This is a genomic window from Vulcanisaeta sp. JCM 16161, from assembly GCF_001316285.1.
The window spans coordinates 123,697-148,976 of the sequence record NZ_BBDO01000005.1; the positions used below are offsets into that span (position 1 = coordinate 123,697).

The window sequence follows — 25,280 nt, forward strand, 5'->3', positions numbered from 1 at the left end:
TAATCACAATGTCCCAGGGCATAAAGTTCGAGGTAATAGACGTACCAATCCCAGAGGGTACAAACGTAATAATAGGCCACAGCCACTTCATAAAGACCCTCGAGGATATCTACGAAGCCCTTGTAAACTCAGTACCAAACATAAAGTTCGGCCTAGCCTTCTGCGAGGCATCTGGTAAGAGGTTAATCAGGCATGAGGGCACAGATGAGGAGTTAAGGAAACTGGCCATAGAGCTCTGCAGAAGGATAGCCGCTGGCCATACGTTTGTAATTTACCTGAGAAATGCGTGGCCAATAAATGTATTGAATGCCTTAAAGCACGTGGTTGAGGTAGTGAATATACACGCCGCCACTGCAAACCCTCTTTCAATAATTGTTGCTGAGATAGCCCCTGAGAGGAGGGGTGTGGTTGGCGTTGTTGATGGTCACTCACCCCTTGGCGTTGAGGGTGATGCCGATATTAAGGAGCGTAGGGATTTGGTTAGGAGGTTTGGTTATAAGCTTTAGGGCATTGGGACTTAACGGCATTAATTATTGAAATTAGTCTCTCCCTAAAACCCTCCAGCTCCTTCATTAATTCATTAATCGCCTGCTCAACCAGGGCACCTGGAGCTGCATCTGAGGGTAGGGACCTGGCAACACCATCAAGGAATTCCCTGATGTCCGGCGGTAGCATCGGGTAAGCATTTATTAATTGACGGGCAACGGCATCATAACCCTGAACCCTCATTAACTCCTTAATGAAATACCTAACCCTGCTCTCCGTATTATAATACTCATCCAGTAAGTTCGTTAGGAATTCTAGGTCGAGGTTTACGGAGCACTCCTTGTAATTAAGGTCGATAAACCTCAACAACGTAACAATATACCTAATGCCTCTCTCACCAACCGCATGCCTAAACCAACCCTTACTGATTAGTTGAGCTACGTAATCCCTAGCCTCAATAACCTCATCAACCACGCAATGCCCAGTTAATGCCCAGTTAAATTCCTAACCATGGCTAAGCAATTCAGAAAGGGCCATGTGCGTGCTCTGCGTAAGTGCGTAGTCAAGGAAATCCCTAATACCATCAGGATAACCCTCACTCCTTACACCCTGCACATGCCGATAATTAGCATTATAATTATTGTGGTGAGTAAAACGGCCATTACATTACCAATGAGCCCAAAGGCAATGTTATTCTTATCCTCAAAATCATCTATGTAATTCCTAACATCATTATAAACAGTCACGTAAACACCGTGATCAACCTCAACAGGTTTCAAGAAACCCGGCCTAGCCCTCTCCTCTTCATTACCATAAATCAACTTAATCATGTAGGTCTCAGAGACTACACCAGCGGCATCAATGGCATCATCACCATCACCCTGAGAAGCAAAGAGAACCTCGAAGACGTCTCTCATGAAGCCTGCATTGAATATCCTCGATAATGAAATAACCAGGGAAAGCCTAGGGCCTTTACCCTCCCTCATGAGTGATGCCATGCCGTAGATGACGAAGGAAGCAACAGCATAACTAATCCTAATAACCTCCTTAACAACGCCATCACCAGCATTGCCAATTAATCCCTTAATAAACTCATCAACGACGGAACTACCCATCAAATAACTCTCGAGAACAGCAAAATAAATCTACCGCCCATATTCAATGAAAAAAAATTTATTTCCCCATAAACAATGCAAGAACAGGGACCAGGCCTGGAGGGCCTACCCAGCCCTCCCCTGGGCAAAACCCAGGCCGATGGGTTCGGAGGCCGAAACCCACGTACTGCCCTATGTGGTAGGTCAGGGACCGCCGGTACCTCGATGATAGCCGGTCCCCTGGGGCGTCCACGCCGTAGCCGGTCAACCGTAGGGTTGACTGGTTACGGAACCCGGCGAACCGGGTTAGGCCCGGGAGGGAGCGGCCCTAAGTCGGGGTGGGCGCGTTCAGGGGGTTGCCGGTTGGAGAATGGGCCGGCGAAATCCCTGGCCTGCCGTATAGGGTGGTACGTGGGGTTGGGTCCCGCCTTTATCATTTGATTAATCATGGGCATAATAATTCATGGCTCTCAATAGTAATTGGTTATGTAGTCCTTGTATTGAGATTTCTAAATAATTATTTATTGTTTCGAATTATTGAAATATAGAGCGTAGTTGGGTTTACTATTCCTTACTTAGGGTTATTTCCTCGATTTCATAATCATCATTGCCCTTCCTAAGTAGGTCTTCTCTTCTTGTTATTTCCTCGATTATGTTTATTCCGTAGGCTTTACTCAGCATCTTTAATTTAATGCTCCTCTCAATATCTATATCACCCGTGCTCGTTAATACGTTCCTAAACTCTATCGTACCATTATTTACCACCGGCTCAACAATGCTGATAACGCTTCTTCTACCGTTTCTTATGGTCATGAAGACGACGCTCGAGAGTAACTGTAGGTTGCCAACATTGACGTTTAATGGTGGGTTTGTCAGCCTTATCAATAGTTCCTCGGGTGTTGATGCGTGGAATGTGGTTAGCATGCCGTGACCGAGCGCTGAGGCTTGGAATAGGGCGTGAACCTCCTCACCCCTGACCTCACCAACTATTATGTAATCCGGCCTATACCTCACGGCTAGCTTAACAAGGTCGAACATGCCTATCCTGGACTTCTCATCCTCACCCTCCCTGGTGAACATCCTAATCCAGTGCGGATGCGGTAGTCGTAATTCGGGCGTGTCCTCTATCGTCACAATCTTTGAGTACGTGGGTAACTTACTGGCTATTGCACTGAGTAGTGTTGTCTTTCCGCTACTCATTGGCCCACTAATCATTATGAAGCCCTTAAGCTCAGCAATCAACCATAAGTAGGCAGCCGCACTAGGCTTAAGTGTGCCCCTTAGTATTAATTCCTCAAGGGTTAGAGGCTGTGGTGGAAACTTCCTTATGCTAAAGGTTGGCCCTATCGTTATTTCGCCAATAGTCCCAGTAAATCTATGACCCTCAGGGAGTATAGTCTCTAGGTATGGCTTTAACAACGAGACAGACCTTGGCAATCCCCTCTTACTAATGCTCATTATGAAGTCCCTAGCCTCAACCTCAGAGTTAAACCTAATGTTAGTTACTAACCTAACCCCTGGTAACTCCCTATGTACCACGGTTATTGGTACGTCCAATTATTGAGTTCGACCTCCTCAATATTTGGGTCGAAAAGAGGCACCGTTATTGGCCCATAACCCCTCAAATCCCTTAACAAGTGGTAAATCACCGACTCCACTAATTGCTTATTACCTAAGTCCTTCACCGACTCATTAATGGCATCAAGTATCGCCATACCTCTCTGCCTCATTAAATCAATGACCTTACCCCTTAAGTCCATGCACTGAGTATCGCACCTAGGTTCCTTAACAATGTAGTAATACGTATCGTCTTTCGTAACTATCGAGACAGGTATTCTAAAGGTAAACCCGTCTATACTAACATTAACTATGTAGTTGCTCATCAGTCATCATATCTCAATTGAAGATATAAGCCACTAACATGATTTTAACATAGAATGATTTAATTTAATGGCATTTTATTGAGAAATAGCTATACTCTCGGCCGCGACCTCCTGCCCACTACCCGTGTATCCCTCAACGACAACTATGTACTTATCACCCGTTATAAACTGTGTTGTTGATGTACCGACAATGCTCGTTGATTGCCCTGGATTTAACACGGTACTTAGTGACTGCGTTACTATGGGTGTTTGTGAGTTTTGTGGGTATATTGATATTGAGGTTATGGTTATTGGTGTTGTGCCTATGTTCTCTACGGTTATTGAGTAGACATTACCCGCCAGTTGCGGGTTGACTATGCTTATTTGTGCCTGTGTTGTTAGTACGGATGTTCTTGATTGGAAGTAATTATATAGCATTATTGCTGCTACTATTACGAAAACTATCATGAGTATTGTGTATATTGGTCCACTCAGGTCTCCTCTTTTTTTTGTCTGTTTATTTTTCTTGTATTATTTCCGTAATACATCAGTAGGTTAGTCTCAGGTTAATATTTAAGTCACTAATGGTTAATTAAGGCTGGGAAATCACGTATTGCGTTGTGTTTGTTTCGTAGATCATGCATACCGTGGTATTTGCAATGCAGAATTCGGTGTTGATGACACATTGCTGGTAGGGTATTTGCCTGGTGATTATTACGTAATTTCCAGGGGCTAGGTACGTGTCGTTCATGCCCATTTCCATGGCGTTGCCTGGCATTCCATGTACACACTCTTTAGATTTATTGATGTATGCCCATTATTATAGATTACAAGGTATAATTGGTTATTTGTTCCGTTAGTCACCACCACCGCGTCTGGTATGTATATGCTTGTGCCTGCTATTTGGTTTATGGAGTTCATTAACGAAATTGCCAGTCCCATGTGGCTGAGCACCATGAATAGGGCGTAGCAGGTATATCGAACCTATCAAGAGCATTACCTCGGCGATTAACCTATCCATCGCCATATCACTAATAATTCCCAACGCGCTTAATAAGGGACTGCTGTGTTATTTTCGGGTCCATCACCGGTGCGTGGTGTAAATGTTTTTAAATGGTTTAGTTATGCCTTTGCTCGATGAGTACTGAGTCTGTTGTTGAGGCTTGGCAGCCTAGGACATGGGTTGGTAGGTTGGTTAAGGAGGGTAAGGTGAAGTCGATAGACGATCTCTTCAGGCTTAACCTACCCATTAAGGAACCCGAGATCATTGACTTCTTCCTACCCAACCTCAAGCATGAGGTTGTTAGTATAAACATTGTGCAGAGGCAGACCGATGCTGGTGAGGTTAGTCAGTTCCAAGTAACTGTGGTTATTGGTAATGAGGATGGCTACGTAGGCGTCGGCATGGGTAAGGGTAGGCAAGTTAACCAGGCAATTGAGAAGGCTATTAGGGAGGCGAAGCTGAACATAATACCGGTCAGGAGGGGCTGTGGTTCATGGCACTGCTCATGTGATGAGCCGCATAGTGTCCCGTTTAAGGTCGTTGGTAAGAGTGGCAGTGTTAGGGTCATGCTCATACCCGCGCCTAAGGTGTTGGGCTTGTGGCTGCCGACGCCGCTAAGGTCGTCCTTAGGCTAGCCGGTATTAAGGATGTTTGGTCATACGCGTGGGGTGAGACGAGGACTACGCACAACCTTGTCAAGGCAACCTACGACGCCCTGAGAAAGACCTACGCCTTCTCCATCTAATTCCGTGGGGCTAAAGCTTAATAAATCATTGGTTTATTGGGCATTGACTATGCAGGTTCAGGAAAGTGCGCAGGCCGTTAAGGAGTCCCCATATGCGCGGATTGCCGTAATTAGGCTTAAGGGACTGGCGGATATGCCGCCCGATGTCGAGAAGGCACTCGACCTACTCAGGCTGAGGAGGAGGTACACATGCGTCGTCATTGATGAGAGGCTGTCATACATAGGTATGCTCAGGGTCGTTAAGGATTGGGTCACCTGGGGAGAGATAGACGCTGACACCCTAGCCGAGTTATTAAGGAGGAGGGGTAGGCTTATTGGCGATAAGCCCTTACCGATGACTGGGTTAAGAAGTATGGATGGTCAAGCATTGAGGAGTTTGCCCTGGCCTACATAACGGGCGAGGTCAATCAATTATCCTGCCCAGAGAATAAGCCGTGGCCGAGATCCGGGAATAAGGTACTCTGCATACCAGGCCTAAAGCCCTTTTTCAGGCTTCACCCACCATCTGGTGGTCTCAGGAGCGTTAAGAAGGGATTTAACGAGGGTGGTGATTTGGGTTATAGGGCATTGCCATTAATGAGTTAATACTCAGGATGCTGTAATAAGTTCGAATTCGAAAATAAACAATTTAATTTTTAGGGGTTCAATAACCCACCGTTATGTCTTGAGTACGTGCATAACATGGAGATATCACTCTTTATATACGTGATGAAGGGAAGGTCATAAAATTTATTAAGGGTTTCAATAGTCAATCGTAGTCATGGTTAGGCGATTTGAGAAGAAGTCCAGGAAGTATAGGGGTTCGAGGACGCATGGCTGGGGTAGGGTTGGCCAGCATAGGAAGAGCGGTTCCAGTGGTGGTAGGGGTAGGTCGGGGCTTCATAAGCATAAGTGGTCACTTGTGATGAAGTACGCAGAGGATTCAAGTGGTTACCCATTCTTTGGCAAGCATGGTTTTAAGCAGCCAGAGACAATCGTCGCCGCCAGGCTCGGAATTAATGTTGGTGAGCTTGACTCAATGCTCGATGAGTTGGTTAGTAAGGGCTTGGTGCAGGTGGTTGATGGTAAGTATGTCGTCGATTTATTAAAGATTGGCTTTAACAAATTGCTGGGTAGGGGTAGGGTTAGTAGGCCCATGATTGTTAGGGCCGTCTGGGTTTCGAGGAAGGCCGAGGAGAAGATCAGGCTGCTGGCGGTTCCGTGGAACTGGTGCGGGGGGTAGTGCATGGCTAGCGCTGGGCGTAGGTTCATTGATGTTGTGGAGCCGATACTACGTTACGTACCTACCGTGCCCAGGCCCAGGGAAGCACTGAGCATGGGTTCGAGACTATTCTGGACATTCCTCGCCGTAACCGTTTATCTACTGATGTCGATAACCCCACTTTACGGGTTAAGTCCCGTGACACCATCCTTCTTCCTATCACCGGCCATAGCGGCAATACTGGCATAACCTTCGGCACACTCGCCCAGTTGGGTATAACGCCGATAGTCGTGGCCGGCATAATACTTGAGATCCTCGTCTTCTCGGACATGATAAACATAGACCTCGAGGACCCCGAGGATCAGGCAAAGTTCAATGCATTATTGAAGCTCCTCGCAATAGTCTTTGGGCTCCTCGAGCGATTGCCCTGGTGACGAGTGGCCAATTAGTGCCAGTTAATGCCCTTGGCGGTGCATTAATAGTCATTCAGTTGTTTATAGCCACAATAATAATAATCCTAATGGATGACATGATATCCAAGGGCTGGGGCTTGGGCAGCGGTATATCGCTGTTCATCCTAGTGACAATTGTTAAGCAGATGTTTGCAATGGCATTTTCACCATTCACCCTGCCGGGTTCCGTAATACCCTATGGCGCAATCCCCGCGTTAGCCGCGGCAATCTACTACGCAATCGGCGGTAAGCTAACATACCTAATGAGCATACTATACCAGGTGAATCTACCGAGCCTAACGGGCTTGATAGCCACGATAGCCCTCGCCCTAATTGTACTCTACCTAGAGCTCATGGAGGTGTCAATACCGGTGGCGCTGGTGCAGTACAGGGGTTATAGGTACTCAGTACCACTGAAGTTAATGTATGTGTCAGTACTGCCCATAATATTCACGGCATACACTGTGTACCTAATTGGTGAGGGCCTAACACTCCTCTGGAGCGCCTACAATAAAGCCAATGCCAACCCACTCCTTAATTGGCTGGCATGTGCTCACATGACCTCGGTGGGCCTAGTACCATGCCCCAACTCACTACTTTACTACTTCACGGTGGTCCCCAGGAATATTGATGCCGCATACATAGCGGTTCACATAATAATGTACGCGGTATTATCAGTGGTATTCGCCATAGTCTGGGTCAACCTGGCGGGCCTGAGCGCCGAGGATCAGGCTAAGTACATCGTTCAGGGTGGCATGCACATACCAGGCTTTAGGCCCAGTCCTAGGGTAATCGCAAAATTCCTGGACAGGTATGTCAGGATGCTCACGATAATTAGTGGTTTGATTGTCGGCGTGATTGCGGCCCTCGGCGACATTGCCGGCGTCTTTGGCGGTGGTATTGGCTTGATACTTGTTGTGGAGATAGTCATACAGTACTACACATTGGCGCTGCAGGAGCAGTTATTCGAGATCTACCCAGGACTCAAGAGGCTCCTTGGTAAGGAGTAAGCTAAACGTGAAAAAGCTTATAAATCAAGGCCATACCTGTAATCCTCGTGGGTGGCAGACAAAGGACTAGCCTATTCATGACGAGCGAGGAGGAGGAGAGGAAGTTGGGTAAGGCATTAACCGAGACCGGTGGTTCATCACAACAACAGGGTAAGCAGGCCAAGGGAGGTAAGAAGTAATTCAAAACCATTATAGCCTTCTAGTGAGTTCAAATGAGGGTATTGAGATTAAAACCAATAATTGACATAGCAATACCCAGCGACTTCCTTGCAGAGTCTCCTGACGATAGGGAGGCCGTTAGGAAGATTGGCTATCTCGCAGAGGCGCCGCAATTTTCCAAGTGAGTAAGATAATAATTTATAGGCATAAATTAGCCGGTGAGAGGGACAGGGCAAACTTCATCCTGAAGAACCTTCAGTACCTGGCAACACCACCATACCTAAGGAAGGACCTCTTCAAGCTCGATAGAGACCTTAGGTACGCCGGGTTACTACCGCCGCTAAAGACACCCAACCACGCCCCAGAGGGCGTGCCACAAAGGGGTGAGTATAGGGAGGGCATTGTCGTTAGGTGGGACGGTTACTTCTCAATAATTAAGATTGGCGATGGTATCTACGCAAAGGTACCCAGGCCAATGCCCCTAGGCACCAGGGTTGTCGTTCAAGTGGATACTCCAACCACGAGGGGCGATACGTACAGGGCCCACGTCGTCCCCAGGGATCGCCTAAGTATTTACTGGGGCTTTGAGCCTGAGGTTGTGGAGCTTAGTGGGTTGTTCAGCGATTATGATTACGTAATCCTGACGGGTAAGGAGGGCATCAGCATTAGGGATGCCATGGAGCAGGTAAGGAATGCCCTAAGTAGAGACAGGGTTCTCGTGGTCTTCGGTTCTCCCTATCATGGTGTTGATGAGATCCTTAGGGCTGAGGGTATGGAGGACGCGCTGAGGAGGTACCCATTTATTAATTTCATACCTGGTCAGGGCGTCGAGACCGTGAGGACGGAGGAGGCCGTGATAGCGGTATTATCGATACTAAACCTGATTAGGTATTTGCATGGCTCGTCACCCTAGCCAGGGGGCTAATAATTTTTAAATAGGGTTGTGACTACGTAGGCTGAACTATGGTTTAAAGATTCATAGGCCCAAGCGCGGATCCATGGCCTACTACCCAAGGAAGCGAGCCGAGTCCCTAGTGGCCAGGTTTAGGGTATGGCCAGACCCACGACCTGGCAAGCCCATTCTGCTTGGTTTTGCGGCCTATAAGGCGGGCATGGCCCATGCCGTGGTCATCGACGACAGGCCCACCAGCCCATTCTACGGTAAGGAGATCGTTAGGCCTGTCACCATACTCGACGCACCGCCAATTAAGGTAATAGCCTTTAGAGCTTATACATATGATCCCTGGAAGAACCTAAAGCTGAGCCTCGGCGAGGTTTGGATGCCTGACGTGCCTAAGGATATCCTAAGGAAGATACCGGTACTCCCTGAGAAGTTCAATAAGGAGGAAATGATGAAGAAGATCCTTGATAATGTGGACGTGATAACCGAGGTAAGGGCCATCATAGCCACGCAGCCAAGGCTTAGTGGCATTGGTAAGAAGACGCCGGAGATCCTTGAAATACCGATTGGCGGTGTTGATGACATTAACCAAATAATCAAGTTCGCAGACTCCATACTTGGTAAGGACATAAACATCAATGACGTGTTTAACGAGGGCCAGTATGTAGATGTTGCGGCAATAACCAAAGGCAAGGGCTGGCAAGGCGTTGTGAAGAGGTTCAACGTTAAGATACTGCCCAAGTGGCATAAGCATAGGAAGGGCTATAGAAGGATTGGGGCCATTGGCCCGCAGAACCCTGCCCTAACATTCACAACACCAAGACCTGGGCAAATGGGACTGCACAAGAGGACTGAGTATAACAAGAGAATACTTAAGATAGGAGTGAACGGCGCCGAGGTAACCCCAAGCTCCGGCTTCCCGCACTATGGCGTGATTAAGGGGCCATACGTAGTCCTTGAGGCACAGTGCCTGGCGTTGTGAAGAGACTCGTAACGCTTAGGTTCCCCGTGAGGCCCAGGCCACCGACATACCCAACCGGTAAGGTTCAAATAGTCTGGTTATCAACACAGCCATTGCAGGGTGCATGAGCATGGTGTCCCTAGACCTATCGCCATTAATAAGGCCGAAGTACACCGTACCAACGACAGTGAAGGTACTCGACTTGAATGGTAATGCCATTAGTGACGTCTCATTACCTCAGCAATTCCTCGAGCCAGTGAGGCCGGACCTAATACTTAGGGCATACATTAGTGCCTTAACAGCCCGACTACAGCCCAAGGGCACTGACCCAATGGCTGGCAAGAGGACTACAGCGGTGAGTTTCGGTACAGGGCTTGGACTGGCCAGGGTCCCCAGGGTTAAGGGTAGCCTATGGCCCACGGCGAGGCTCGCACCAAACGTTGTCAAGGGTAGGAGGGCTCACCCACCCAAGGTTGAGAAGATCCTTCATGAGAGGATTAATAAGAAGGAGCGTAGGAAGGCCATTAGGTCCGCCATAGCCGCCACAGCCATTAAGGACCTAGTCATTGCCAGGGGCCACATTGTTGATAAGGTTCCCCAGATACCGCTTATCGTAAGTGATGATTTTGAGAGGATAGGCGTCATGGCCGATTTAAAGAAGGCCCTCACGTCACTGGGCCTTTGGGAGGATATTGAGAGGGTTGCCGAGAGGATTAGGATTAGGTCTGGTAAGGGCAAGATGAGGGTAGAAGGTATAAGGAGGGCAAGAGCCTGCTCATAGTTGTGTCAACGACCGACGCGCCAGTAATCAAGGTCGCCAGAAACCTGCCCGGCGTCGACGCTATTCCCGTGAGGAACCTTAGCGTGCTTTACCTAGCGCCTGGCGGTGTTCCTGGCAGGTTAACCGTATGGACGTTAAGCGCGATCGAGGAGTTACGTAAGGGGTTATTCATGGGGTGAGGGCATGATCGTGAGGTTCGTACTAACAGAGAAGAGCCTTAGGCTTGCTGAGAGGGAGAATAAGATAACGATTATTGTGCCGAGGAACGCAACTAAGAAGGAGATTAGGGATTACGTGGAGAAGACGTATAATGTTAAGGTTGAGAAGGTTAATACCTTAATAACGATGACTGGGGAGAAGAAGGCCTATGTGAAGTTAACACCCGAGTACAACGCATATGACCTACTTAGTCGTTTAGGCCTTGTATAAATCCCTCCTCAACCTCCCTGAGTAGTACTAATTCGTACACGGAATCTTTACCGTGTTGAGGTTTCGTCAGGTCGTGGGTTCGTCGTCACCAATCAGCACTTAAGTCCTTGCATCACTCAGAAGCCCTGTACTTATTAAGTATTATAAAAGTATTTATAATCCTAGGCGTAATGCTTTACCGCGTGATGATGCTTCACCCCCCTGAGCAGTGAGGAATTCTTTAAGTTCTGATGGCGCATCTAGGTAATGTCTATGTCATTGGATAAGGTTTATTAGTGCTTTTTAGTTATCGATGCCGTGGACGTGATTAGGGAAGTTGGTAATGATGACCTGAGGTTCATCTTTATTAAGGATGAACAGGCGGTCCTGGTGGAGGCTTTATACATTAAGGGATTCAGTGAGGAGAAGTATAAGAAGTTGAGGAGGTATATTAAGGAGAAGCTCGGTGAGGAGTTTTCAGGGATTATTAATCTTAATTCAGGTAAGGCATTGGCTAGGGTATTACTGGTGAGTATGGACCAGGTTGGGCAGTCATTTGTAAATGATGTTATAGATAATGAGGTTAGTAAGGTTGATTCATGGATTTCCAACGGCGTAATTAAGGAATTGATCGATAAAGTCTCAAGCGAGGTGAAGGAGACGAAGAGAAGGGCTAGGAAAAAGAAGAAAAGCAGAAAGAGTAAGAAAAAGGCGGGCAAATCAACGAGTAAGTCCAAGAGCAAGAGAAGGAGAGGGACTAAGAAGAAAAAAAATCCGGCGGCTCGAGGAGTAGTTCATGAACACCCTTAATTATTGAAAATAATGGGAAAAAAAGGCTTTTTATAGGGGTTACTTCCTACGAAGATAGAATGTCCGCAACACCCTTCGAGAAGCCACAAGGCACAGTAGAGGTACCACACATAGAGGTTGATGAAGAGACCAAGGAGATAATTAAGGAGATACTGTCGCAAATGAAGAATCCAGTCGAGATACTATTCTTCACAAGCAATACCTGCGGTAATAGGGATACGAACTGGTGCGTACCAACGGAGGAATTACTAGACCTACTAGCCGAGTTGGCACCACCGGGTAAGCTAATACTAAGGAAGATTAAGTATGAGGAGAATAGCGATGCCTTCACCAAGTATAATGTTGAGCCACAGAGGGTTCCCGTAATATACCTACTCGATGGTGCAATCAAGTACTTAGGCGCACCACTTGGTGAGGAGGTTAGGGCATTCATAGAGACTATAGTGAGGATTTCCGTTGGTGAAACAAAGCTAAGGCCGAGGACCAAGAAGGGACTTGAGGCATTAGTGAATTCTGGTAGTAATAAGAGGGTTGAGGTAATGACTGTCGTTACACCATCATGCCCATACTGCCCATACGCGGTCTTGATGGCTAATATGTTCGCCTATGATAGCAAGGGTAAGGTTGTTTCAATAACGGTTGAGGCATACGAGGAGAGCGATATTGCGGATACGTACCAGGTAACCGCCGTACCGACTGTCGTACTTAAGAGAGAGGATCAGGAGGTTGGTAATGTGGAGTTCATAGGTGTTCCTCCAGAAAGTGACTTATTAAAGAAGGTCCTTGATTATAGCGGCGTTAACCTACAGTAAGTTCCTTAAAATACTAAAAATCCTAAAATGATAGGTATGAGGATATTCTTCGTAACAAGTAATGAGGCTAAGTTTCGTGAGGCCTCCCTGGTACTTAAGGAATTCGGCATAAACCTCTCGATCGATACCAATCATAGGAAGGTCGAAATTCAAAGCGATAATCTTGAGGACATTGTTAGCAATGCTCTAAGGGGGATCTGTAATGGCGAGGTTAGTGACTATTTCGTCGTTGAGGATGATGGCCTATTCATAAATAAATTAAATGGTTTCCCAGGCCCATACTCATCCTATGTCTATAAGACAATAGGACTCGCAGGAATTTTAAAATTAATGAGTGGCGTTGACGATAGGACTGCGTACTTCAAGTCCGTGGTTGGCCTATGCGGTCCTAAGGTTGATATTAAACTGTTCACTGGCGTTGTATATGGTAGAATAGCGGTGGAACCTAGGGGTACGGAGGGCTTTGGCTTTGACCCAATATTCATACCGGACGGTTATGACATGACCTTCGCTGAGTTAGGTATTGACGTTAAGAATAGGTTATCCCATAGGGCCAGGGCGTTTAGGCCCTGGGTAACTGGCTATTGAGTAATCTCTAGGCGGTTAACTCTCGTAATTATTACTATTGCCTCATAAATCAATGCCGCGGCTATGCCTATGAGTAACGCCATTAGTAGGTAACTGCTACTTAGTGTTTGACTGTACCTACAAAGCATTGATGTTATTGGCTTGGTTGGCTGTACTACATAGATTATGGGCCTACCTAGGGCATACACTATATATATTGGTATTGATGGGGAGCCCGTATTGCATATTACGTTGCCCGTGATCGTTGGTATCACAATTGCGGAGTTTATCCTTGTCCCGTAGGTTAATAATGAACTTGAGCTGTTCGTTATTATGGGCGTTGATCCACTATATGATAATAACTCAATGAAGTAATTGACCCTTTGGATGGCGTAGTTATACGTACCCGATGCACTACTTATTGGTATTGTTGTTGAGTAGCAAATAACTGAATTACTATTTATCACTGTTATATTTACCTCATTAATTGGTAATTGATCATCAGCAAGTCTCATTGTGATTCTAACATTGTAGTTATTGCTCAGACTTAAGTCGAGTATTATTGTCGTGTTTGTCGTGGTGATGGTTCTCGTTACGATGAACGTTGTCGATGGGTTTATCCCACACCTGCTTAATGCTTCGTTAATGCTATTGTTTATTTGCATTATGAAGGAATTACTTATGGAATAACCCGTTAATGGTGAGGTAATTATGATTAGGGCTACTGTAAATAGGGCTATTGCGGTTATTAATCTATACCTAGTCATCACTAGGGAGGTGCGTTTCTCTGGTTTATTATAGTTTCCTCACTAGGGATCTGCGTAACCCTCAACATTCACTATCGATGTTATTAATCCCTCCCTCTTCATGTTCAATAATGTCCTTACTAGGTGCGTTCTCAGTATCTTGGCCCCGCAGTATGTGCAGTAGGGCTTTCCATTTATTAAGACCGTCACCTTCGTCGAACCACAGGCACTGCACTTAAGCATTAATCCACATCTTATGCCGGGTTAATATTAGGTTTACGTGATCATCAAAAGATAATATCTTAAGTAGATCTACACTTCTTATTTATAAGTTTCGTGGTTTTGACTTTCACTTTAACTGAAGCAAATGGTTTAAAACGGGTAGGGTTCATGGTGTTAATTGTATAGTGTCGGTGCAATGAGCAATTACGAAGTTAAATCCTCCACGTCAACTAAGGAGTTGGACGATGTTTATAGGTTACTTCACCCTATAATTCAGTCAGCGCTCGTTGAGAAGGGGTTTCTAAGGGCTACGGAGCCCCAGAGATTGGCTATTCCAAAAATATTGAGTGGCCGTAACGTGTTAATAATCGCGCCAACGGGTAGCGGTAAGACCGAAGCCGCAGTATTGCCAGTACTCTCAATGCTCAGGTGGGGTATGGATAAGGGCGAGTTTGCTGATAAGGGCATATACATACTCTACGTCACACCGCTTAGGGCGTTGAATAGGGACCTGCTTGATAGGCTTGTTTGGTGGGGTGAAAGGGTTGGTATTAAGGTTGGTGTTAGGCATGGGGATACTGACCAGAGCGATAGGGTTAGGCAGAGTAGGGACCACCCCAGATGCTCATAACAACCCCTGAAACGCTCCAAGCCATATTAGCTGGCAAGAGGTTGAGGGAACACTTAATGAAGCTTAGGTGGATAATCGTTGACGAGATCCACGAATTCGCCGAGGATAAGAGGGGTACGCAGTTAGCGTTGACTCTTGAGAGGATTAAGTGGTTGATTGGTAGGAAGCCGCAGATAATTGGTTTATCAGCAACCGTGGGCAGTCCTGAGGAGGTTGCGAAGTTCCTCGTTGGTGATGGTGACGATTGTGATATAGTGCAGTCAAGCATTGTTAGGGAGATGAAGATGGATGTTCTGCATCCAGAGCCTACGAGGGAGGATGAGGAGATGGCTAAGAACGTCTACCTATACCCAGACGCAGTTGCTAGGCTTAGGGTAATTAAGGACCTTGTGAGCAATAACGGCGCAACAATAGTCTTTGTCAATACGCGATCAATGGCTGAACTACTAATGTATAGATTCACAATGCTTGGTTATGACTCTGTGGGCATACACCACAGCTCCTTGTCCAAGGTTTCGAGGATAACCACGGAGAGGGCCTTTAAGGATGGTAAGTTAAAGGCCGTAATAGCAACGTCAAGTCTTGAGCTGGGCATTGACATTGGGCATGTGGATTTCGTGATTCAGTACTTATCGCCTCACCAGGTAATTAGGCTTGTTCAGAGAATTGGTAGGAGTGGCCATAGGCTTGATAAGGTTCCGAGGGGTGTGGTCATAACGGAGGACCTGAATGACACACTTGAGGCCGTGGCAATAATTAATAGGGCTAAGTCAGGGCTTCTTGAGGCTACTCAAATACCTGATAAGCCTACGACGTGCTTGTTCACCAAATAGTCAGTTTATTGATGATTAAGAATAGGTGGACCATAGATGAACTTTACGATTTAATAAGGAGGGCTTACCCATACAGGAAGTTATCGATTGAGGAGCTTAAGGGCGTGCTTAGGTTCATGAGTGAGGTCCTCAACCCAAGGCTTGCCTACTTCATTGAGGATGAGGGCGTCGTGCTTAAACCCAGCGGTGTTAGGGCTAGGAGGGAGATGTATAGGTACTTCTTTGACCAGATGTCCATGATACCTGACGAGAAGCACTACCTAGTCATTAATCAGGTGAATGAGGAACCCATTGGAGTGCTTGATGAGGCTTTCGTTGCTGAGTACGGAGAGCCTGGCGTCAAATTCGTATTTAGGGGCGGTGTTTGGGTTTTGCAGAAGATAGTTGGTGATACAGTCTACGTAGCGCCGGCTAAGGATACGATTGGCGCAATACCTTCATGGGTCGGTGAGGAGATACCTGTACCATTTGAGGTTGCCCAGGACGTTGGTAGTATTAAGGAGGAAATGAGCAATTACATAACTAAGGTTGGGCCTGAGGTGACGGCTGACGTATTCGCAATGAAGCTCGGCGTTTCTAGGGACACGGTTAAGTACGTGGTGGATAGGATAATGGAGCACATGGAGAGTGGCGTTCCAATACCATCGCACAGGCTCATACTCCTAGAGCGTGTTGGTGACTTAATAGTGCTTTATACTCATGGTGGTACGTTGGTTAATAGGACGATAGCAGGATACTCGGTGAGATATTAACGGAGAGGCTTGGTTACCCGGTTGGGGTTCAGCAGGATGCCTATGCTGTTATAATACAATTGCCAAGGCTGGTATTGATACGGCATTAATACTCCATACGATAATGGATGTGGCGAGTATGGATGAGAGGACATTCATTGACTACGCCATGAGGGCAATAACTAGGACGGGCATCTTCAAGAGGAAGTTTGTTCACGTGGCGAGGAGGTTCAATGTTGTTAGGAAGGACAGGGAATTGAGTGATTTAGCAATAACGAATTTGATCGAGCTTTATAAGGGGTCGCCAGTATTCACCGAAACACTGAAGGAGGTCCTTACGAGGGATTTCGACCTAGACAATACGTACATGTTCCTGAAGTCATTAATTAATGGTGAGAGGAAGCTAGTGACTGTTGAGAGGAGTGAGTTTAGCCAATGAGTAGGGAGATTGTGGATAAGATAAGCCATAGGCTCGAGGTAATGGCCCCAGAGAGACTTGACAAGTTGGTTAGGGAGAGTGTTAAGGCCAGACTATTAAATGAGTCAATGACACTTGTATGCCTCAACTGTGGCTGGGTTAGCTCGGTCAGGAATAAGGACCTACCGGACAGGCCTAGATGCCCCAAGTGCGGTTCAGAAAGGCTTGGTGCATTGAAGGTTGATGAGGAGAAGGTCAGGCAGGTCGTGGAGAGGTGGAGGGAGGGTAAGGCGAGGTCTGAGGATAATGAGGTCATTGAGTACATAAATAGGACAGCGGAACTCGTTAGTAAATACGGTAAGTTAGCCGTGCTCGCACTATCCAGTAGGGTTAGGATCGACGATATTGAGGAGTTCCTGCCAAAGATAGGCGACATTGATAAGCTGGTACTCGTGGTTCACGAACTCGAGAAGAGGGAGTTAAGGAGGAGGTTCATGGAGTGATATTTCGTAAACGGCCTTAATCAATGCCTCCTCATTTTCATTAGCCCTAGCCCTCCTCAATCCAACGAACCTCCTATAAACCTCCACGGCCTTATCTACCCTAAACCTCTCACATTCATTATTCACGCACATGCTGAAGGGCGGTATATCCCTCCTAATCAATCCAATAACGCTACTTCCCTGCCCGACGTACTTACCGCTCATTATTGACGTATTAATCCCCACCTTAACCCAATCACCTATTATTGAGCCCAGCTTAATCATGCCCGTGTCAACACCCATATACCTAATAGTGCCTATGGTATTCTTCAGATTCGAAGTTACCGAACCAGCCCCGATATTGACCCACCTACCCACGTAGGAGTCACCTAAGTAACTAAAGTGCTCCTTAAGACTATGCATGTCCATTATTGAATTCTTAACCTCACCACCAACAGCATTGTTCATGTATAGGACGGTACCCTCCCTAACATATGCATGAGGTAGCACTCGGGAACCTGGACCGAGTAGTGATGGACCTCTGATGTAGGTCAATGGCTCGATGATGGCGTTTATTGCTATTACATCACCTGCCTTCTCATCAATAATGGCATTACTCGGTATATCTGAATTAATTGCCTTATCTCCAATGATCCTTATTAAATACTTGGAATTACTACGGAGCAACTCGGTATTCCACTTAATTATTGACCAAATACCATCTGCCATGGGCAGGTCACAATTATTAATTGAATCCTTCATGCCCATCCCACGATCATTAACAATGCTGAGAAGTCCTATCACCGCATTTGACCTCGACCCCCACCCTTAAATCATTAATCAACCTATTCAGTAGGTCTATCTGTGGGACTAATGACGTATGTATGAGTAGGTTTACCCCATTAATATCATCAATACTACTTACATACCTTATTGAGTGCCTAAGGTTGAGTTTGGATAATATTGAATCTGCAATTCCCTGCCAATACCTAGCCAGGTAATCGCGAGTAACAACGTATATGCTAGCGTCATACCCCAGGTTCATAAGCCATAGCGCTACGTGTTCGTAGTATCGAAGGCCACCAATTATCACATCACTAAGTGGGGTACTTATTGATAGTGGATAGTAATTCCTATAATTATCCTCTGTTATGACGACATTATCGAACTGCACAATAGGTATTATAGACGTAATTATTAAGGTTTATTCACGCCCTGCTTCTCAAGCACCAACTCAAGGTATGTTCTTCTCTCAATCCAATCCCTCTTAAGGCCAAGCTTATCCCCGAGCTGAAGGACCTCTTCCGTGGCCTTGTCTATCAATTCCTTATCATTAACCATAGTCTCAACCTCAACGAAATTGCCTAGTCCCTCAACGGTATCGATATAAATCGTGAAGTTCTCATAGTTATAAATATCTCTCCTCTTCACCACCTTGGCCACCTCCTTAAACTCAAGTTTCCTGAGTATCTCAAGGAGGCTTTCAAGGTCGTTAACGGTAACGCTCAACTCCTCACGAGTTTTACCAACGTTACCAATACGTGGACCCTTATACGTCAATACCACGGTCCCATCCCCATACACCCTAACCCTAAGAGCCTCATCGGTCTTTGCAAAGTCCCTAACCGGACTATTAAAGTATATGTCAGTCTCCTCAGTATGCTCGAGAAATTTAGCATTTAACGCCTTCAATTTATCCCTAATTACGTCATGACTTGATACCTTATATTTAACCTCAACCTCAAACACGAAGGCAGGTAACACTTACTGGCTTATAAGTTATGCTTAACTTATTATTTAATAATTTGATTAAACAATAAACGGGAATTATGAACGGAGGATTTATAAATTATTTAAAATAACCATTATAACGATGGATAGGGAATACCAGGTCTTCGTTAGGGAGTCCACGGGCTTGGTTAAGGAGGCTGGTTTTTGGGATGCCGTTTCAATAAACATAGCCAACATGTCAATAGGCGCAGCCCTCGCATCAATAGGTTTTACCCTGGCGGCATTACCGACCGTGGCAGGTGCGAACCTCGTATATGCCTCACTTATTGCCGCCCTCTTTGCAATACCGCAGGTAATCGTCTACTCAACATTAATTAGATACATACCCAGGGTAGGCGGTGACTACGTATGGCTAGGCAGGGCATTAGGACCTAGGCTGGCTTGGCTAACTAATGGCCTAATTTTTGGCTTCATAATAGAAAGTCTCGCCTACTACGCACTAATAGCCCTCGCAGCAGCCTCCCAATTAGGATTAATATTACCAATACTTGGAATTAATGCGTCCCTTTCCACAATCGAGGAGGTGGCCCTAGGCATTGGCTTCTTCGCGGTTATAGTACTTACGAACATACTAAGTACTAAGTATGGCATTAAATTAATGACTGCATTAACAGCATTATCACTACTCGGCTTAATAGTGGCGATAATAGTATTATTCACAACACCTAAGGCTCAAGCCATTAGCGCCATATCCTCATTACTACCGGCTGGTTATACATACTCGAAAATAGCGGGTAGTTATACAGGGCCCTACTTCTCCATGAATACCATGTTAATGCTTCTGCCCTTCTTCGCAATTTATGTTTATCCATGGTTAAACGCAGGACCTGCAATAGCCTCTGAAATAAGAGGTAGGAATGCCCTGCATTGGAATATACATTGCCTTCCTATTCTCGCTATTATTCCTAACGCTTGGCTTTGAGGCTTTGTATTATTCGCTTGGTTTTAATTTCGTTACTGCCGCCCTTTCCAACCCAAACGTTAATGGGTTAGTGGGTGGGTATGTAAACTTCTGGACTATTGCCATGGTCATACCGCACAACACATTACTGAGTTGGTTCATTGGCATATCGTCAGTAGCTTGGTACCTGGCTGTTTTAGCGTATGGCGCCATCGTGGTTGTTAGGTACTGGTTTGCCCTCGCCTTCGACAGGGTCTGGCCAAGCCTCTTCGCCTACCTAAGCCCGAGGTTCGGAACACCAATATACGCACACCTATTCGACCTTGTGATAACGGCGGCATTAGTCGCCGCGGCCGGCTTCCTCTATAGTACATTCACTGCGTTATACGGCGCTGTTGTTGAGGCTATAATATACTACATGGTTGTTGGTATCGCTGCAATTATAATAGCAACCCTTAGATACGCGTCGTTCAGCATAAGCAATAGGTCAAGGATAATCCTAACAATATTTGGCGCATTAATGGCAGGCGTAATGGCGTATTTAACCTATGAGTTCCTTGCATACCCACAGATCTGGGTGGCAACTGGCTTGCGTACGGCGTCGAGCTCAGCGCCGTGGCGCTGGGCATGATTGTGTATCTAGTATCACGTCATGTTAACCTTAGGAGGTACGGTATAGATATATCCGTGGCATATGCCGAAATACCCCCAGAATGATTCACGGCTTATTTTGAAACTGAAAATTAATTATCAATTATCTGATATTTGATAAAACTTTAATACTAAGTTAAAATGTCTATTACGTATGGCGAGCACGACGGTATGGTTAGTCGTTGGTTTAATAGTGGGTCTTGTTATTGGCATAGCAATAGGTTATGCCGTTATGCCGCCTAAGGTCGTTACTATCACCAAATACGTCAATGTAACAACCCCCGTCACTACCACCACGACTACGGTATCAACGGCCCCCTTCGCAGTTGGTGCTGCTGGTACTCTAAAGTTCGCCTTCACGGACATACTCAACGTAATGCAGAGCATGTACCCAAGCATAACAATAGCCCCTGCCATGTTCAAGGGCAGTGGTGAGGTTGCCCACACTGAGGCAACAACCCAGCAGTTCAGTGTTGTGGCTTCTGCGGACACGACTACGATACCATCCGTCCTATTCCCCAACTACACGAATTATGAAATAGCCTTTGGAATAACGCAGATGGTCATAATAGTTAACCTAAACACCACGGCTGGCCAAGAGGTTTATCAGTTATGGAAGCAGGCACAGTCGTATCCACTAATGTCCGCGCAATACAACGAGACTTGGCAGAAGATTTGGCAGATAATAGCCTTAATCCAAGCACGGTTGTGGGTGTTTCAAACCCATTCACAGATCCCTCCGGCTACCAGGCCCAGTGCGTAGTCAAGCTAGCAGGCCTTGCGTTCTTCAATAATGCCTCATACCTATACGACGCGATTTACGGGAACCCAAGCAAGTACATGATGAGGAATACGGAGATAGACCTACTAACATTAATGGCCTCTGGGCAGGTGGACTTCATATTATCGGCTTACATGAGCAATGCAATACCGCAAACGCAGACCTATCACAATACTGTATTCATAACACTACCGCCATTCATAAACCTCGGCGATCTAGACTATGTTAATTATTACCACCAGGTCAGTGTTACCTGGACTGAGAATGGGGTCACAAAGACCTTCACGTGCAATCCTGTGGTTTACACAATAACAATACCATTCCAGGCACCGAATAAGCAGGCCGCGGAGTACTTCCTACTACTGCTCTATAGTCCAATTGGCCAGAAGATACTTAAGGAGAATGGTATTCAGCCCATAGTGCCCGGCATCGTCTACGGCAATTACAGCGCTGTGCCTAATGTAATTAAACCCTTTGTTGCGCCCCTAAGCCAGTACCCACAGTATGCGTCCATATTCCCAAGCCAGGGCTAAGGGAGTTAGGGGCATGAATTTATTAAAATCAAATATTCCCATAATCCTAATCCTACTGATCTCCATATTCATCTTCTCAATCCTCATAATATACCCACTGGCCCTACTTATAATTCTGGGCTTCCCAATGATACCAAGGGCCTTATCCGTGATTAGCTTCATACAGGCTATTGAGGTCACGGTGGTGATGTCGACTCTCTCAGCCATAATAGCCGTAGTCATGGGGACTCCAATAGCCTACGTAATGGCTAGGTACGATTTTCACGCGAAGAGCGTCATTGATGCTGTGATCGACATACCAATAATGATACCCCACATAATCGTTGGAATAATGGTCGTGCTAGCCTTCGCGTCTTACTATGGTCTCGGCCCATTCCTGAAGGCTCATGGCATCAACTTCATAAACACCCTTTGGGGTGCGACAACCGCTGTTGCGTTTCTATCATCCACATACTACATAAGGGTTGTTGAGGCATCAATCAGGATGATAAACCCTGAGATGGAGGCCGTCGCAAGGACCCTAGGCGCAAGCCCGTTGAGGGTCTTCACATCAATTATACTTCCCAGGGTTTGGAGGTCCATGGCCACGGGCGCCATATTATCATGGGCCAGATCCGTCTCTGAAGCAGGTGCCCTATTTATTGTTGCCTACTACGTGTTATTTGGCAAGAACCTCGTTTATCCAGCCTCGGTTTATATTTACGAGAGTTACGTGGGAATTGGCTTGGTAAATGCCGTGGAGTTTTCGGCAGCGCTTGTCGCCGTTATGCTCGTAATATTCATCGTCTATAGGGTCTTGGTTAGTTTGGGTGGTGGTCATGCCTGGTACGGTTGAGTTGAGGAATGTGATTGTACGGCTTAGATACTTCACGCTAGGTCCTGTAAGTACCGTTTTTGAGCATGAAACATATAACGTAATTCTCGGACCCACGGGGTCAGGTAAAAGTACGTTACTTAAGACAATAGCAGGTATTCATAGGGTTAATGAGGGTAGTGTGGTAATTGATGGTGTTGATGTAACTAGGGATCCGCCGGAGGCGCGCAATGTGTCTTACGTACCCCAGGGCTACGCAATTTTTGATCACATGACCGTCTATGAAAATATCGAGTATGGGCTCAGGTTTAGGGGTGTGCCTAGGCAGGAGAGGCGCAGGCTTGTTATGGAGATCGCCAAGGACCTTGGCATCGATTACCTACTCGATAGGAGGGCCATTAATCTTAGCGGTGGTGAGCAGCAGAGGGTTGCGTTGGCCAGAGCCTCGTTATCAAACCCAAGGTCCTGCTTCTGGATGAGCCCCTCTCAATGCTTGATAGGGAGACTAGGGATAGGATAATGTTGATACTTAGGGAGTTGCCTGGGAGATACGGTATTACTGTGGTTCACGTAACGCATGATTGGGATGAGGCATATTCACTGGCTGATAGGGTATACGTTATGAGCGTGGGTAAGATAATAGAGGAGGGAGAGCCTGAGCAGGTATTTAATAGGCCAAGGAGTGTCTTTACCGCTCGTTTCCTCGGCTTCCAGAACATCATAAGGGGTATTGCAAGGGGCGACCTTGTGATTATTAATAATGAGGTTGAGCTGAGCATTAATGGGAATGCGGATGGTGAGGTTTATGTTTGCATTAGACCTGAGTGGATAAGGGTTATGCCCTATGGCGGTATTGACGTGAAGAATCAAAATGTTCTTATGGGAGTTGTTAATGAGGTCATTAGGAGTAGAATTGGGTATCAACTATCGGTCTCGGTGAGTAAGGACCTGGTACTGACTGCATTATCTGCCACAGCCTTTAAACCTGGTGATAAGGTCCTGCTGGTCATACCGAGGGAGAGTATTCATGTTATTGGCGTCAATAATGCGGTCAAGATGTAGGTAATATTCAGTTAAATATTTTTCATGCAACTTCTATATTGGTCGATTGTCGAATTCATCTTCAGAAATTAATATAAAACCTTAGGCTTAATGTTGCGTGATGGGTGAGGAATCAAGCAAGTGGTTTAAGATAGCTATCGAGGCATCGAGAAGGTACGGAGGTAAGATAATGGTATTACCCAAGGTACCAGTTAGGAGCCTGCAGGACTTCTCGATCTGGTACACACCAGGCGTTGCCGCGGTCTCAAGGGAGATAAGCGCGGATATTGATAAATCCTTCGAATATACATGGAGATGGAATGCAATTGCGGTTCTTACTGACGGTAGTAGGGTACTTGGCCTTGGTAACGTTGGCCCAGAGGCAGCAATGCCAGTCATGGAAGGCAAGTCCCTCCTCTTTAAGTACCTTGGTGGCGTTGATGCAGTGCCACTACCCATTAGGCTAAGTCGCAGGATGACATCATTAATGTTGCAAAGGCCATAGAACCTGCCTTCGGCGGTATTAATCTCGAGGACATTGAATCACCAAAGTGCTTCTACGTACTTGATAAGTTGAGGGAGGAATTAAGGATAGCCGTTTGGCATGATGATCAACAGGGAACCGCAGGCGCGATACTCGCAGGTTTAATAAATGCCTTTAAGATAGTCGGTAAAAAGCTTGAGGACTCAACAATAGCGTTCATAGGCGCTGGCGCATCTAACATAGCCGCCGCAAGGATTTTAATTAAGTATGGGGTCAAGCCGGGCAATATAATACTCGTCGATAGTAAGGGAATACTGCACCCGGAGAGGGAGGATATGGATAAGTTAATGCTCACTAACCCGTGGAAGTATGAATTGGCGATAAAGACTAATGCCGAGAGGAGGAAGGGTGGTATTAAGGAGGCGCTTGTTGGTGTTGATGCGGTCGTTGCCGCATCGGTCCAGGGACCAGGCGTGATTAAGAAGGAGTGGGTTAGGGCAATGAATAAGGACCCAATAGTCTTCGCCCTTGCCAATCCAATACCCGAGATATGGCCTTGGGAAGCTAAGGAGGCTGGTGCTAAGGTCGTGGCGACAGGTAGGAGTGACTTCCCCAACCAGGTCAATAATTCCCTGGTATTTCCAGGTGTGTTTAGGGGTGCGCTGGACGCCAGGGTTAAGACGATAACTGACGAGATGATTATTGCCGCCGCCCAGGAAATCGCTAATTTCGTTGGGGATAAACTGAGTGAGGATAAGATATTACCAACTATGGAGGAGTGGGACTTCTATCCAAGGGTTGCTGCGGCGGTTGCGTGAAGGCTTCGGAGCAGGGTGTTGCCAGGAGGTCATTGACCTGGAAGGATGAGTATAACATGGCTAAGGAGATTATTGCCAATGCCAGGCTAATGATTGAGACACTTTATGGTAAGGGATTAATAAAGGACTTACTTAGTGACTTAGCGTAAAA

Annotated in this window: 25 protein-coding genes, 1 other RNA gene and 9 pseudogenes; 23 read left to right on the plus strand and 12 right to left on the minus strand. The window is 46.3% G+C overall.

Features of this window, described 5'->3' with window-relative positions; all coding sequences use genetic code 11:
- Positions 1 to 8: 8 nt before the first annotated feature.
- On the plus strand, positions 9 to 506 hold the full coding sequence (locus tag JCM16161_RS07595) for an adenosine-specific kinase (protein WP_054855488.1): 498 nt from the start codon (positions 9 to 11) through the stop codon (positions 504 to 506).
- On the opposite strand, the gene JCM16161_RS07600 is transcribed toward JCM16161_RS07595, so the two are convergent.
- On the minus strand, positions 481 to 960 hold the full coding sequence (locus JCM16161_RS07600; RefSeq protein ID WP_054855489.1) for a hypothetical protein: 480 nt from the start codon (positions 958 to 960) through the stop codon (positions 481 to 483). The two genes, JCM16161_RS07595 and JCM16161_RS07600, sit on opposite strands and share 26 nt — an antisense overlap.
- Before the next feature lie 128 nt (positions 961 to 1,088).
- The gene (locus tag JCM16161_RS07605; RefSeq protein WP_243670529.1) at positions 1,089 to 1,601 is read right to left on the minus strand and encodes a hypothetical protein; all 513 of its coding nucleotides are present in this window, start codon (positions 1,599 to 1,601) and stop codon (positions 1,089 to 1,091) included.
- An 84-nt stretch (positions 1,602 to 1,685) separates the two neighbouring features.
- On the opposite strand from JCM16161_RS07605, the gene ffs reads away from it, so the two are divergent.
- Positions 1,686 to 2,008, plus strand: an RNA gene (ffs, locus tag JCM16161_RS16845) — signal recognition particle sRNA.
- Positions 2,009 to 2,144: 136 nt separating this feature from the next.
- On the opposite strand, the gene JCM16161_RS07610 is transcribed toward ffs, so the two are convergent.
- The 5 genes from JCM16161_RS07610 to JCM16161_RS16860 all read right to left on the minus strand — a co-directional run bounded on the left by JCM16161_RS07610 (position 2,145) and on the right by JCM16161_RS16860 (position 4,469).
- On the minus strand, positions 2,145 to 3,137 hold the full coding sequence (locus tag JCM16161_RS07610) for a type II/IV secretion system ATPase subunit (RefSeq protein WP_243670544.1): 993 nt from the start codon (positions 3,135 to 3,137) through the stop codon (positions 2,145 to 2,147).
- Positions 3,122 to 3,463: a hypothetical protein gene (locus tag JCM16161_RS16850; protein ID WP_243670546.1), complete on the minus strand. Its 342-nt coding sequence runs from the start codon at positions 3,461 to 3,463 to the stop codon at positions 3,122 to 3,124. Before JCM16161_RS16850 ends, JCM16161_RS07610 begins: the two co-directional genes overlap by 16 nt.
- A 75-nt stretch (positions 3,464 to 3,538) precedes the next feature.
- The gene (locus JCM16161_RS07615) at positions 3,539 to 3,910 is read right to left on the minus strand and encodes a hypothetical protein (RefSeq protein WP_243670554.1); all 372 of its coding nucleotides are present in this window, start codon (positions 3,908 to 3,910) and stop codon (positions 3,539 to 3,541) included.
- Positions 3,911 to 4,034: 124 nt separating this feature from the next.
- Positions 4,035 to 4,220, minus strand: coding sequence for a hypothetical protein (locus tag JCM16161_RS16855; RefSeq protein ID WP_243670562.1), 186 nt, complete (start codon positions 4,218 to 4,220; stop codon positions 4,035 to 4,037).
- A gap of 78 nt (positions 4,221 to 4,298) precedes the next feature.
- Entirely contained in the window at positions 4,299 to 4,469 is a 171-nt protein-coding gene (locus JCM16161_RS16860) for a hypothetical protein (RefSeq protein WP_243670565.1), read from the minus strand.
- Positions 4,470 to 4,579: 110 nt separating this feature from the next.
- Between JCM16161_RS16860 and JCM16161_RS07625 the strand changes: the two are divergent.
- From JCM16161_RS07625 to JCM16161_RS07675, 13 genes and pseudogenes are all read left to right on the plus strand, one after another.
- A pseudogene (locus tag JCM16161_RS07625) lies at positions 4,580 to 5,190 on the plus strand (30S ribosomal protein S5).
- 49 nt (positions 5,191 to 5,239) lie between these two features.
- A pseudogene (locus tag JCM16161_RS07630) lies at positions 5,240 to 5,792 on the plus strand (50S ribosomal protein L30).
- Positions 5,793 to 5,950: 158 nt separating this feature from the next.
- A pseudogene (locus JCM16161_RS07635) lies at positions 5,951 to 6,423 on the plus strand (50S ribosomal protein L15).
- Positions 6,416 to 6,640 (plus strand): hypothetical protein, encoded by a 225-nt coding sequence (locus JCM16161_RS16865; RefSeq protein ID WP_243670586.1) that lies wholly within the window; start codon positions 6,416 to 6,418, stop codon positions 6,638 to 6,640. The pseudogene JCM16161_RS07635 and the gene JCM16161_RS16865 overlap by 8 nt, the downstream one beginning before the upstream one ends.
- Before the next feature lie 20 nt (positions 6,641 to 6,660).
- A complete protein-coding gene (locus JCM16161_RS16870) occupies positions 6,661 to 6,825 on the plus strand; it encodes a hypothetical protein (protein WP_243670588.1) in 165 nt (54 codons plus the stop codon).
- Complete coding sequence (secY, locus tag JCM16161_RS07640; RefSeq protein WP_243670591.1) at positions 6,822 to 7,853, plus strand: preprotein translocase subunit SecY; 1,032 nt, start codon at positions 6,822 to 6,824, stop codon at positions 7,851 to 7,853. The genes JCM16161_RS16870 and secY overlap by 4 nt, the downstream gene beginning before the upstream one ends.
- A 212-nt stretch (positions 7,854 to 8,065) precedes the next feature.
- Positions 8,066 to 8,925: pseudogene (locus JCM16161_RS07645) on the plus strand (hypothetical protein).
- Positions 8,926 to 9,010: 85 nt separating this feature from the next.
- Positions 9,011 to 10,002, plus strand: a pseudogene (locus tag JCM16161_RS07650) (50S ribosomal protein L3).
- Positions 9,999 to 10,834, plus strand: a pseudogene (rpl4p, locus tag JCM16161_RS07655) (50S ribosomal protein L4). The pseudogenes JCM16161_RS07650 and rpl4p overlap by 4 nt, the downstream one beginning before the upstream one ends.
- 4 nt (positions 10,835 to 10,838) lie before the next feature.
- Positions 10,839 to 11,084, plus strand: coding sequence for a 50S ribosomal protein L23 (locus JCM16161_RS07660; RefSeq protein WP_054855493.1), 246 nt, complete (start codon positions 10,839 to 10,841; stop codon positions 11,082 to 11,084).
- Between the two features lie 297 nt (positions 11,085 to 11,381).
- On the plus strand, positions 11,382 to 11,873 hold the full coding sequence (locus JCM16161_RS07665) for a hypothetical protein (RefSeq protein WP_054855494.1): 492 nt from the start codon (positions 11,382 to 11,384) through the stop codon (positions 11,871 to 11,873).
- A gap of 59 nt (positions 11,874 to 11,932) precedes the next feature.
- Positions 11,933 to 12,685, plus strand: a complete 753-nt coding sequence (locus JCM16161_RS07670; protein WP_054855495.1) for a thioredoxin family protein — start codon at positions 11,933 to 11,935, stop codon at positions 12,683 to 12,685.
- Between the two features lie 36 nt (positions 12,686 to 12,721).
- Positions 12,722 to 13,273 carry an XTP/dITP diphosphatase gene (locus JCM16161_RS07675; protein WP_054855562.1) on the plus strand — a complete coding sequence of 184 codons (552 nt, stop codon included), beginning with the start codon at positions 12,722 to 12,724 and terminating at the stop codon, positions 13,271 to 13,273.
- On the opposite strand, the gene JCM16161_RS07680 is transcribed toward JCM16161_RS07675, so the two are convergent.
- Positions 13,267 to 14,019 (minus strand): hypothetical protein, encoded by a 753-nt coding sequence (locus JCM16161_RS07680; protein WP_054855496.1) that lies wholly within the window; start codon positions 14,017 to 14,019, stop codon positions 13,267 to 13,269. The genes JCM16161_RS07675 and JCM16161_RS07680 overlap by 7 nt on opposite strands.
- 42 nt (positions 14,020 to 14,061) lie before the next feature.
- Positions 14,062 to 14,241: a hypothetical protein gene (locus JCM16161_RS07685; protein ID WP_054855497.1), complete on the minus strand. Its 180-nt coding sequence runs from the start codon at positions 14,239 to 14,241 to the stop codon at positions 14,062 to 14,064.
- Positions 14,242 to 14,416: 175 nt separating this feature from the next.
- Here JCM16161_RS07685 and JCM16161_RS07690 point away from each other — a divergent pair.
- A pseudogene (locus JCM16161_RS07690) lies at positions 14,417 to 17,336 on the plus strand (DEAD/DEAH box helicase).
- Here JCM16161_RS07690 and JCM16161_RS07695 read toward each other — a convergent pair.
- From JCM16161_RS07695 to cyaB, 3 genes are read right to left on the minus strand one after another with little or no spacing between them, the layout of a single operon-like run.
- Positions 17,313 to 18,119, minus strand: coding sequence for a hypothetical protein (locus JCM16161_RS07695; RefSeq protein WP_054855498.1), 807 nt, complete (start codon positions 18,117 to 18,119; stop codon positions 17,313 to 17,315). The pseudogene JCM16161_RS07690 and the gene JCM16161_RS07695 overlap by 24 nt on opposite strands.
- Positions 18,094 to 18,489, minus strand: a complete 396-nt coding sequence (locus JCM16161_RS07700; RefSeq protein WP_054855499.1) for a hypothetical protein — start codon at positions 18,487 to 18,489, stop codon at positions 18,094 to 18,096. Before JCM16161_RS07700 ends, JCM16161_RS07695 begins: the two co-directional genes overlap by 26 nt.
- A 23-nt stretch (positions 18,490 to 18,512) precedes the next feature.
- Entirely contained in the window at positions 18,513 to 19,064 is a 552-nt protein-coding gene (gene cyaB / locus JCM16161_RS07705; protein ID WP_054855563.1) for a class IV adenylate cyclase, read from the minus strand.
- 124 nt (positions 19,065 to 19,188) lie between these two features.
- Here cyaB and JCM16161_RS16875 point away from each other — a divergent pair, with 124 nt between their 5' ends.
- From JCM16161_RS16875 to JCM16161_RS07730, 7 genes and pseudogenes are all read left to right on the plus strand, one after another.
- Positions 19,189 to 20,028, plus strand: a complete 840-nt coding sequence (locus JCM16161_RS16875) for an amino acid permease (protein WP_243670593.1) — start codon at positions 19,189 to 19,191, stop codon at positions 20,026 to 20,028.
- Positions 19,964 to 20,638 (plus strand): hypothetical protein, encoded by a 675-nt coding sequence (locus tag JCM16161_RS16880; protein WP_243670601.1) that lies wholly within the window; start codon positions 19,964 to 19,966, stop codon positions 20,636 to 20,638. The genes JCM16161_RS16875 and JCM16161_RS16880 overlap by 65 nt, the downstream gene beginning before the upstream one ends.
- 405 nt (positions 20,639 to 21,043) lie before the next feature.
- Positions 21,044 to 21,972: pseudogene (locus JCM16161_RS07715) on the plus strand (substrate-binding domain-containing protein).
- A 13-nt stretch (positions 21,973 to 21,985) separates the two neighbouring features.
- Positions 21,986 to 22,807 (plus strand): ABC transporter permease, encoded by an 822-nt coding sequence (locus JCM16161_RS07720; RefSeq protein ID WP_054855564.1) that lies wholly within the window; start codon positions 21,986 to 21,988, stop codon positions 22,805 to 22,807.
- Positions 22,791 to 23,306 carry an ATP-binding cassette domain-containing protein gene (locus tag JCM16161_RS16885; RefSeq protein ID WP_243670603.1) on the plus strand — a complete coding sequence of 172 codons (516 nt, stop codon included), beginning with the start codon at positions 22,791 to 22,793 and terminating at the stop codon, positions 23,304 to 23,306. The genes JCM16161_RS07720 and JCM16161_RS16885 overlap by 17 nt, the downstream gene beginning before the upstream one ends.
- Positions 23,276 to 23,848, plus strand: coding sequence for a hypothetical protein (locus tag JCM16161_RS16890; RefSeq protein WP_243670611.1), 573 nt, complete (start codon positions 23,276 to 23,278; stop codon positions 23,846 to 23,848). Before JCM16161_RS16885 ends, JCM16161_RS16890 begins: the two co-directional genes overlap by 31 nt.
- 100 nt (positions 23,849 to 23,948) lie before the next feature.
- Positions 23,949 to 25,278 (plus strand): annotated as a pseudogene (locus JCM16161_RS07730) (NADP-dependent malic enzyme).
- The last annotated feature ends 2 nt before the right edge of the window (positions 25,279 to 25,280 follow it).

Bases quoted from the DNA above. Each gene is read 5' to 3' on its own strand.
- JCM16161_RS07595 (WP_054855488.1), top strand. From the start codon at position 9: ATGTCCCAGGGCATAAAGTTCGAGGTAATAGACGTACCAATCCCAGAG.
- JCM16161_RS07605 (WP_243670529.1), bottom strand. From the start codon at position 1,601: ATGGGTAGTTCCGTCGTTGATGAGTTTATTAAGGGATTAATTGGCAAT.
- JCM16161_RS16850 (WP_243670546.1), bottom strand. From the start codon at position 3,463: ATGAGCAACTACATAGTTAATGTTAGTATAGACGGGTTTACCTTTAGA.
- JCM16161_RS07615 (WP_243670554.1), bottom strand. From the start codon at position 3,910: ATGATAGTTTTCGTAATAGTAGCAGCAATAATGCTATATAATTACTTC.
- JCM16161_RS16855 (WP_243670562.1), bottom strand. From the start codon at position 4,220: ATGCCAGGCAACGCCATGGAAATGGGCATGAACGACACGTACCTAGCC.
- JCM16161_RS16860 (WP_243670565.1), bottom strand. From the start codon at position 4,469: ATGGCGATGGATAGGTTAATCGCCGAGGTAATGCTCTTGATAGGTTCG.
- JCM16161_RS16865 (WP_243670586.1), top strand. From the start codon at position 6,416: ATGGCTAGCGCTGGGCGTAGGTTCATTGATGTTGTGGAGCCGATACTA.
- JCM16161_RS07660 (WP_054855493.1), top strand. From the start codon at position 10,839: ATGATCGTGAGGTTCGTACTAACAGAGAAGAGCCTTAGGCTTGCTGAG.
- JCM16161_RS07670 (WP_054855495.1), top strand. From the start codon at position 11,933: ATGTCCGCAACACCCTTCGAGAAGCCACAAGGCACAGTAGAGGTACCA.
- JCM16161_RS07675 (WP_054855562.1), top strand. From the start codon at position 12,722: ATGAGGATATTCTTCGTAACAAGTAATGAGGCTAAGTTTCGTGAGGCC.
- JCM16161_RS07680 (WP_054855496.1), bottom strand. From the start codon at position 14,019: ATGACTAGGTATAGATTAATAACCGCAATAGCCCTATTTACAGTAGCC.
- JCM16161_RS07685 (WP_054855497.1), bottom strand. From the start codon at position 14,241: ATGCTTAAGTGCAGTGCCTGTGGTTCGACGAAGGTGACGGTCTTAATA.
- JCM16161_RS16875 (WP_243670593.1), top strand. From the start codon at position 19,189: ATGGATAGGGAATACCAGGTCTTCGTTAGGGAGTCCACGGGCTTGGTT.
- JCM16161_RS16880 (WP_243670601.1), top strand. From the start codon at position 19,964: ATGCCCTGCATTGGAATATACATTGCCTTCCTATTCTCGCTATTATTC.
- JCM16161_RS07720 (WP_054855564.1), top strand. From the start codon at position 21,986: ATGAATTTATTAAAATCAAATATTCCCATAATCCTAATCCTACTGATC.
- JCM16161_RS16885 (WP_243670603.1), top strand. From the start codon at position 22,791: ATGCCTGGTACGGTTGAGTTGAGGAATGTGATTGTACGGCTTAGATAC.
- JCM16161_RS16890 (WP_243670611.1), top strand. From the start codon at position 23,276: ATGCTTGATAGGGAGACTAGGGATAGGATAATGTTGATACTTAGGGAG.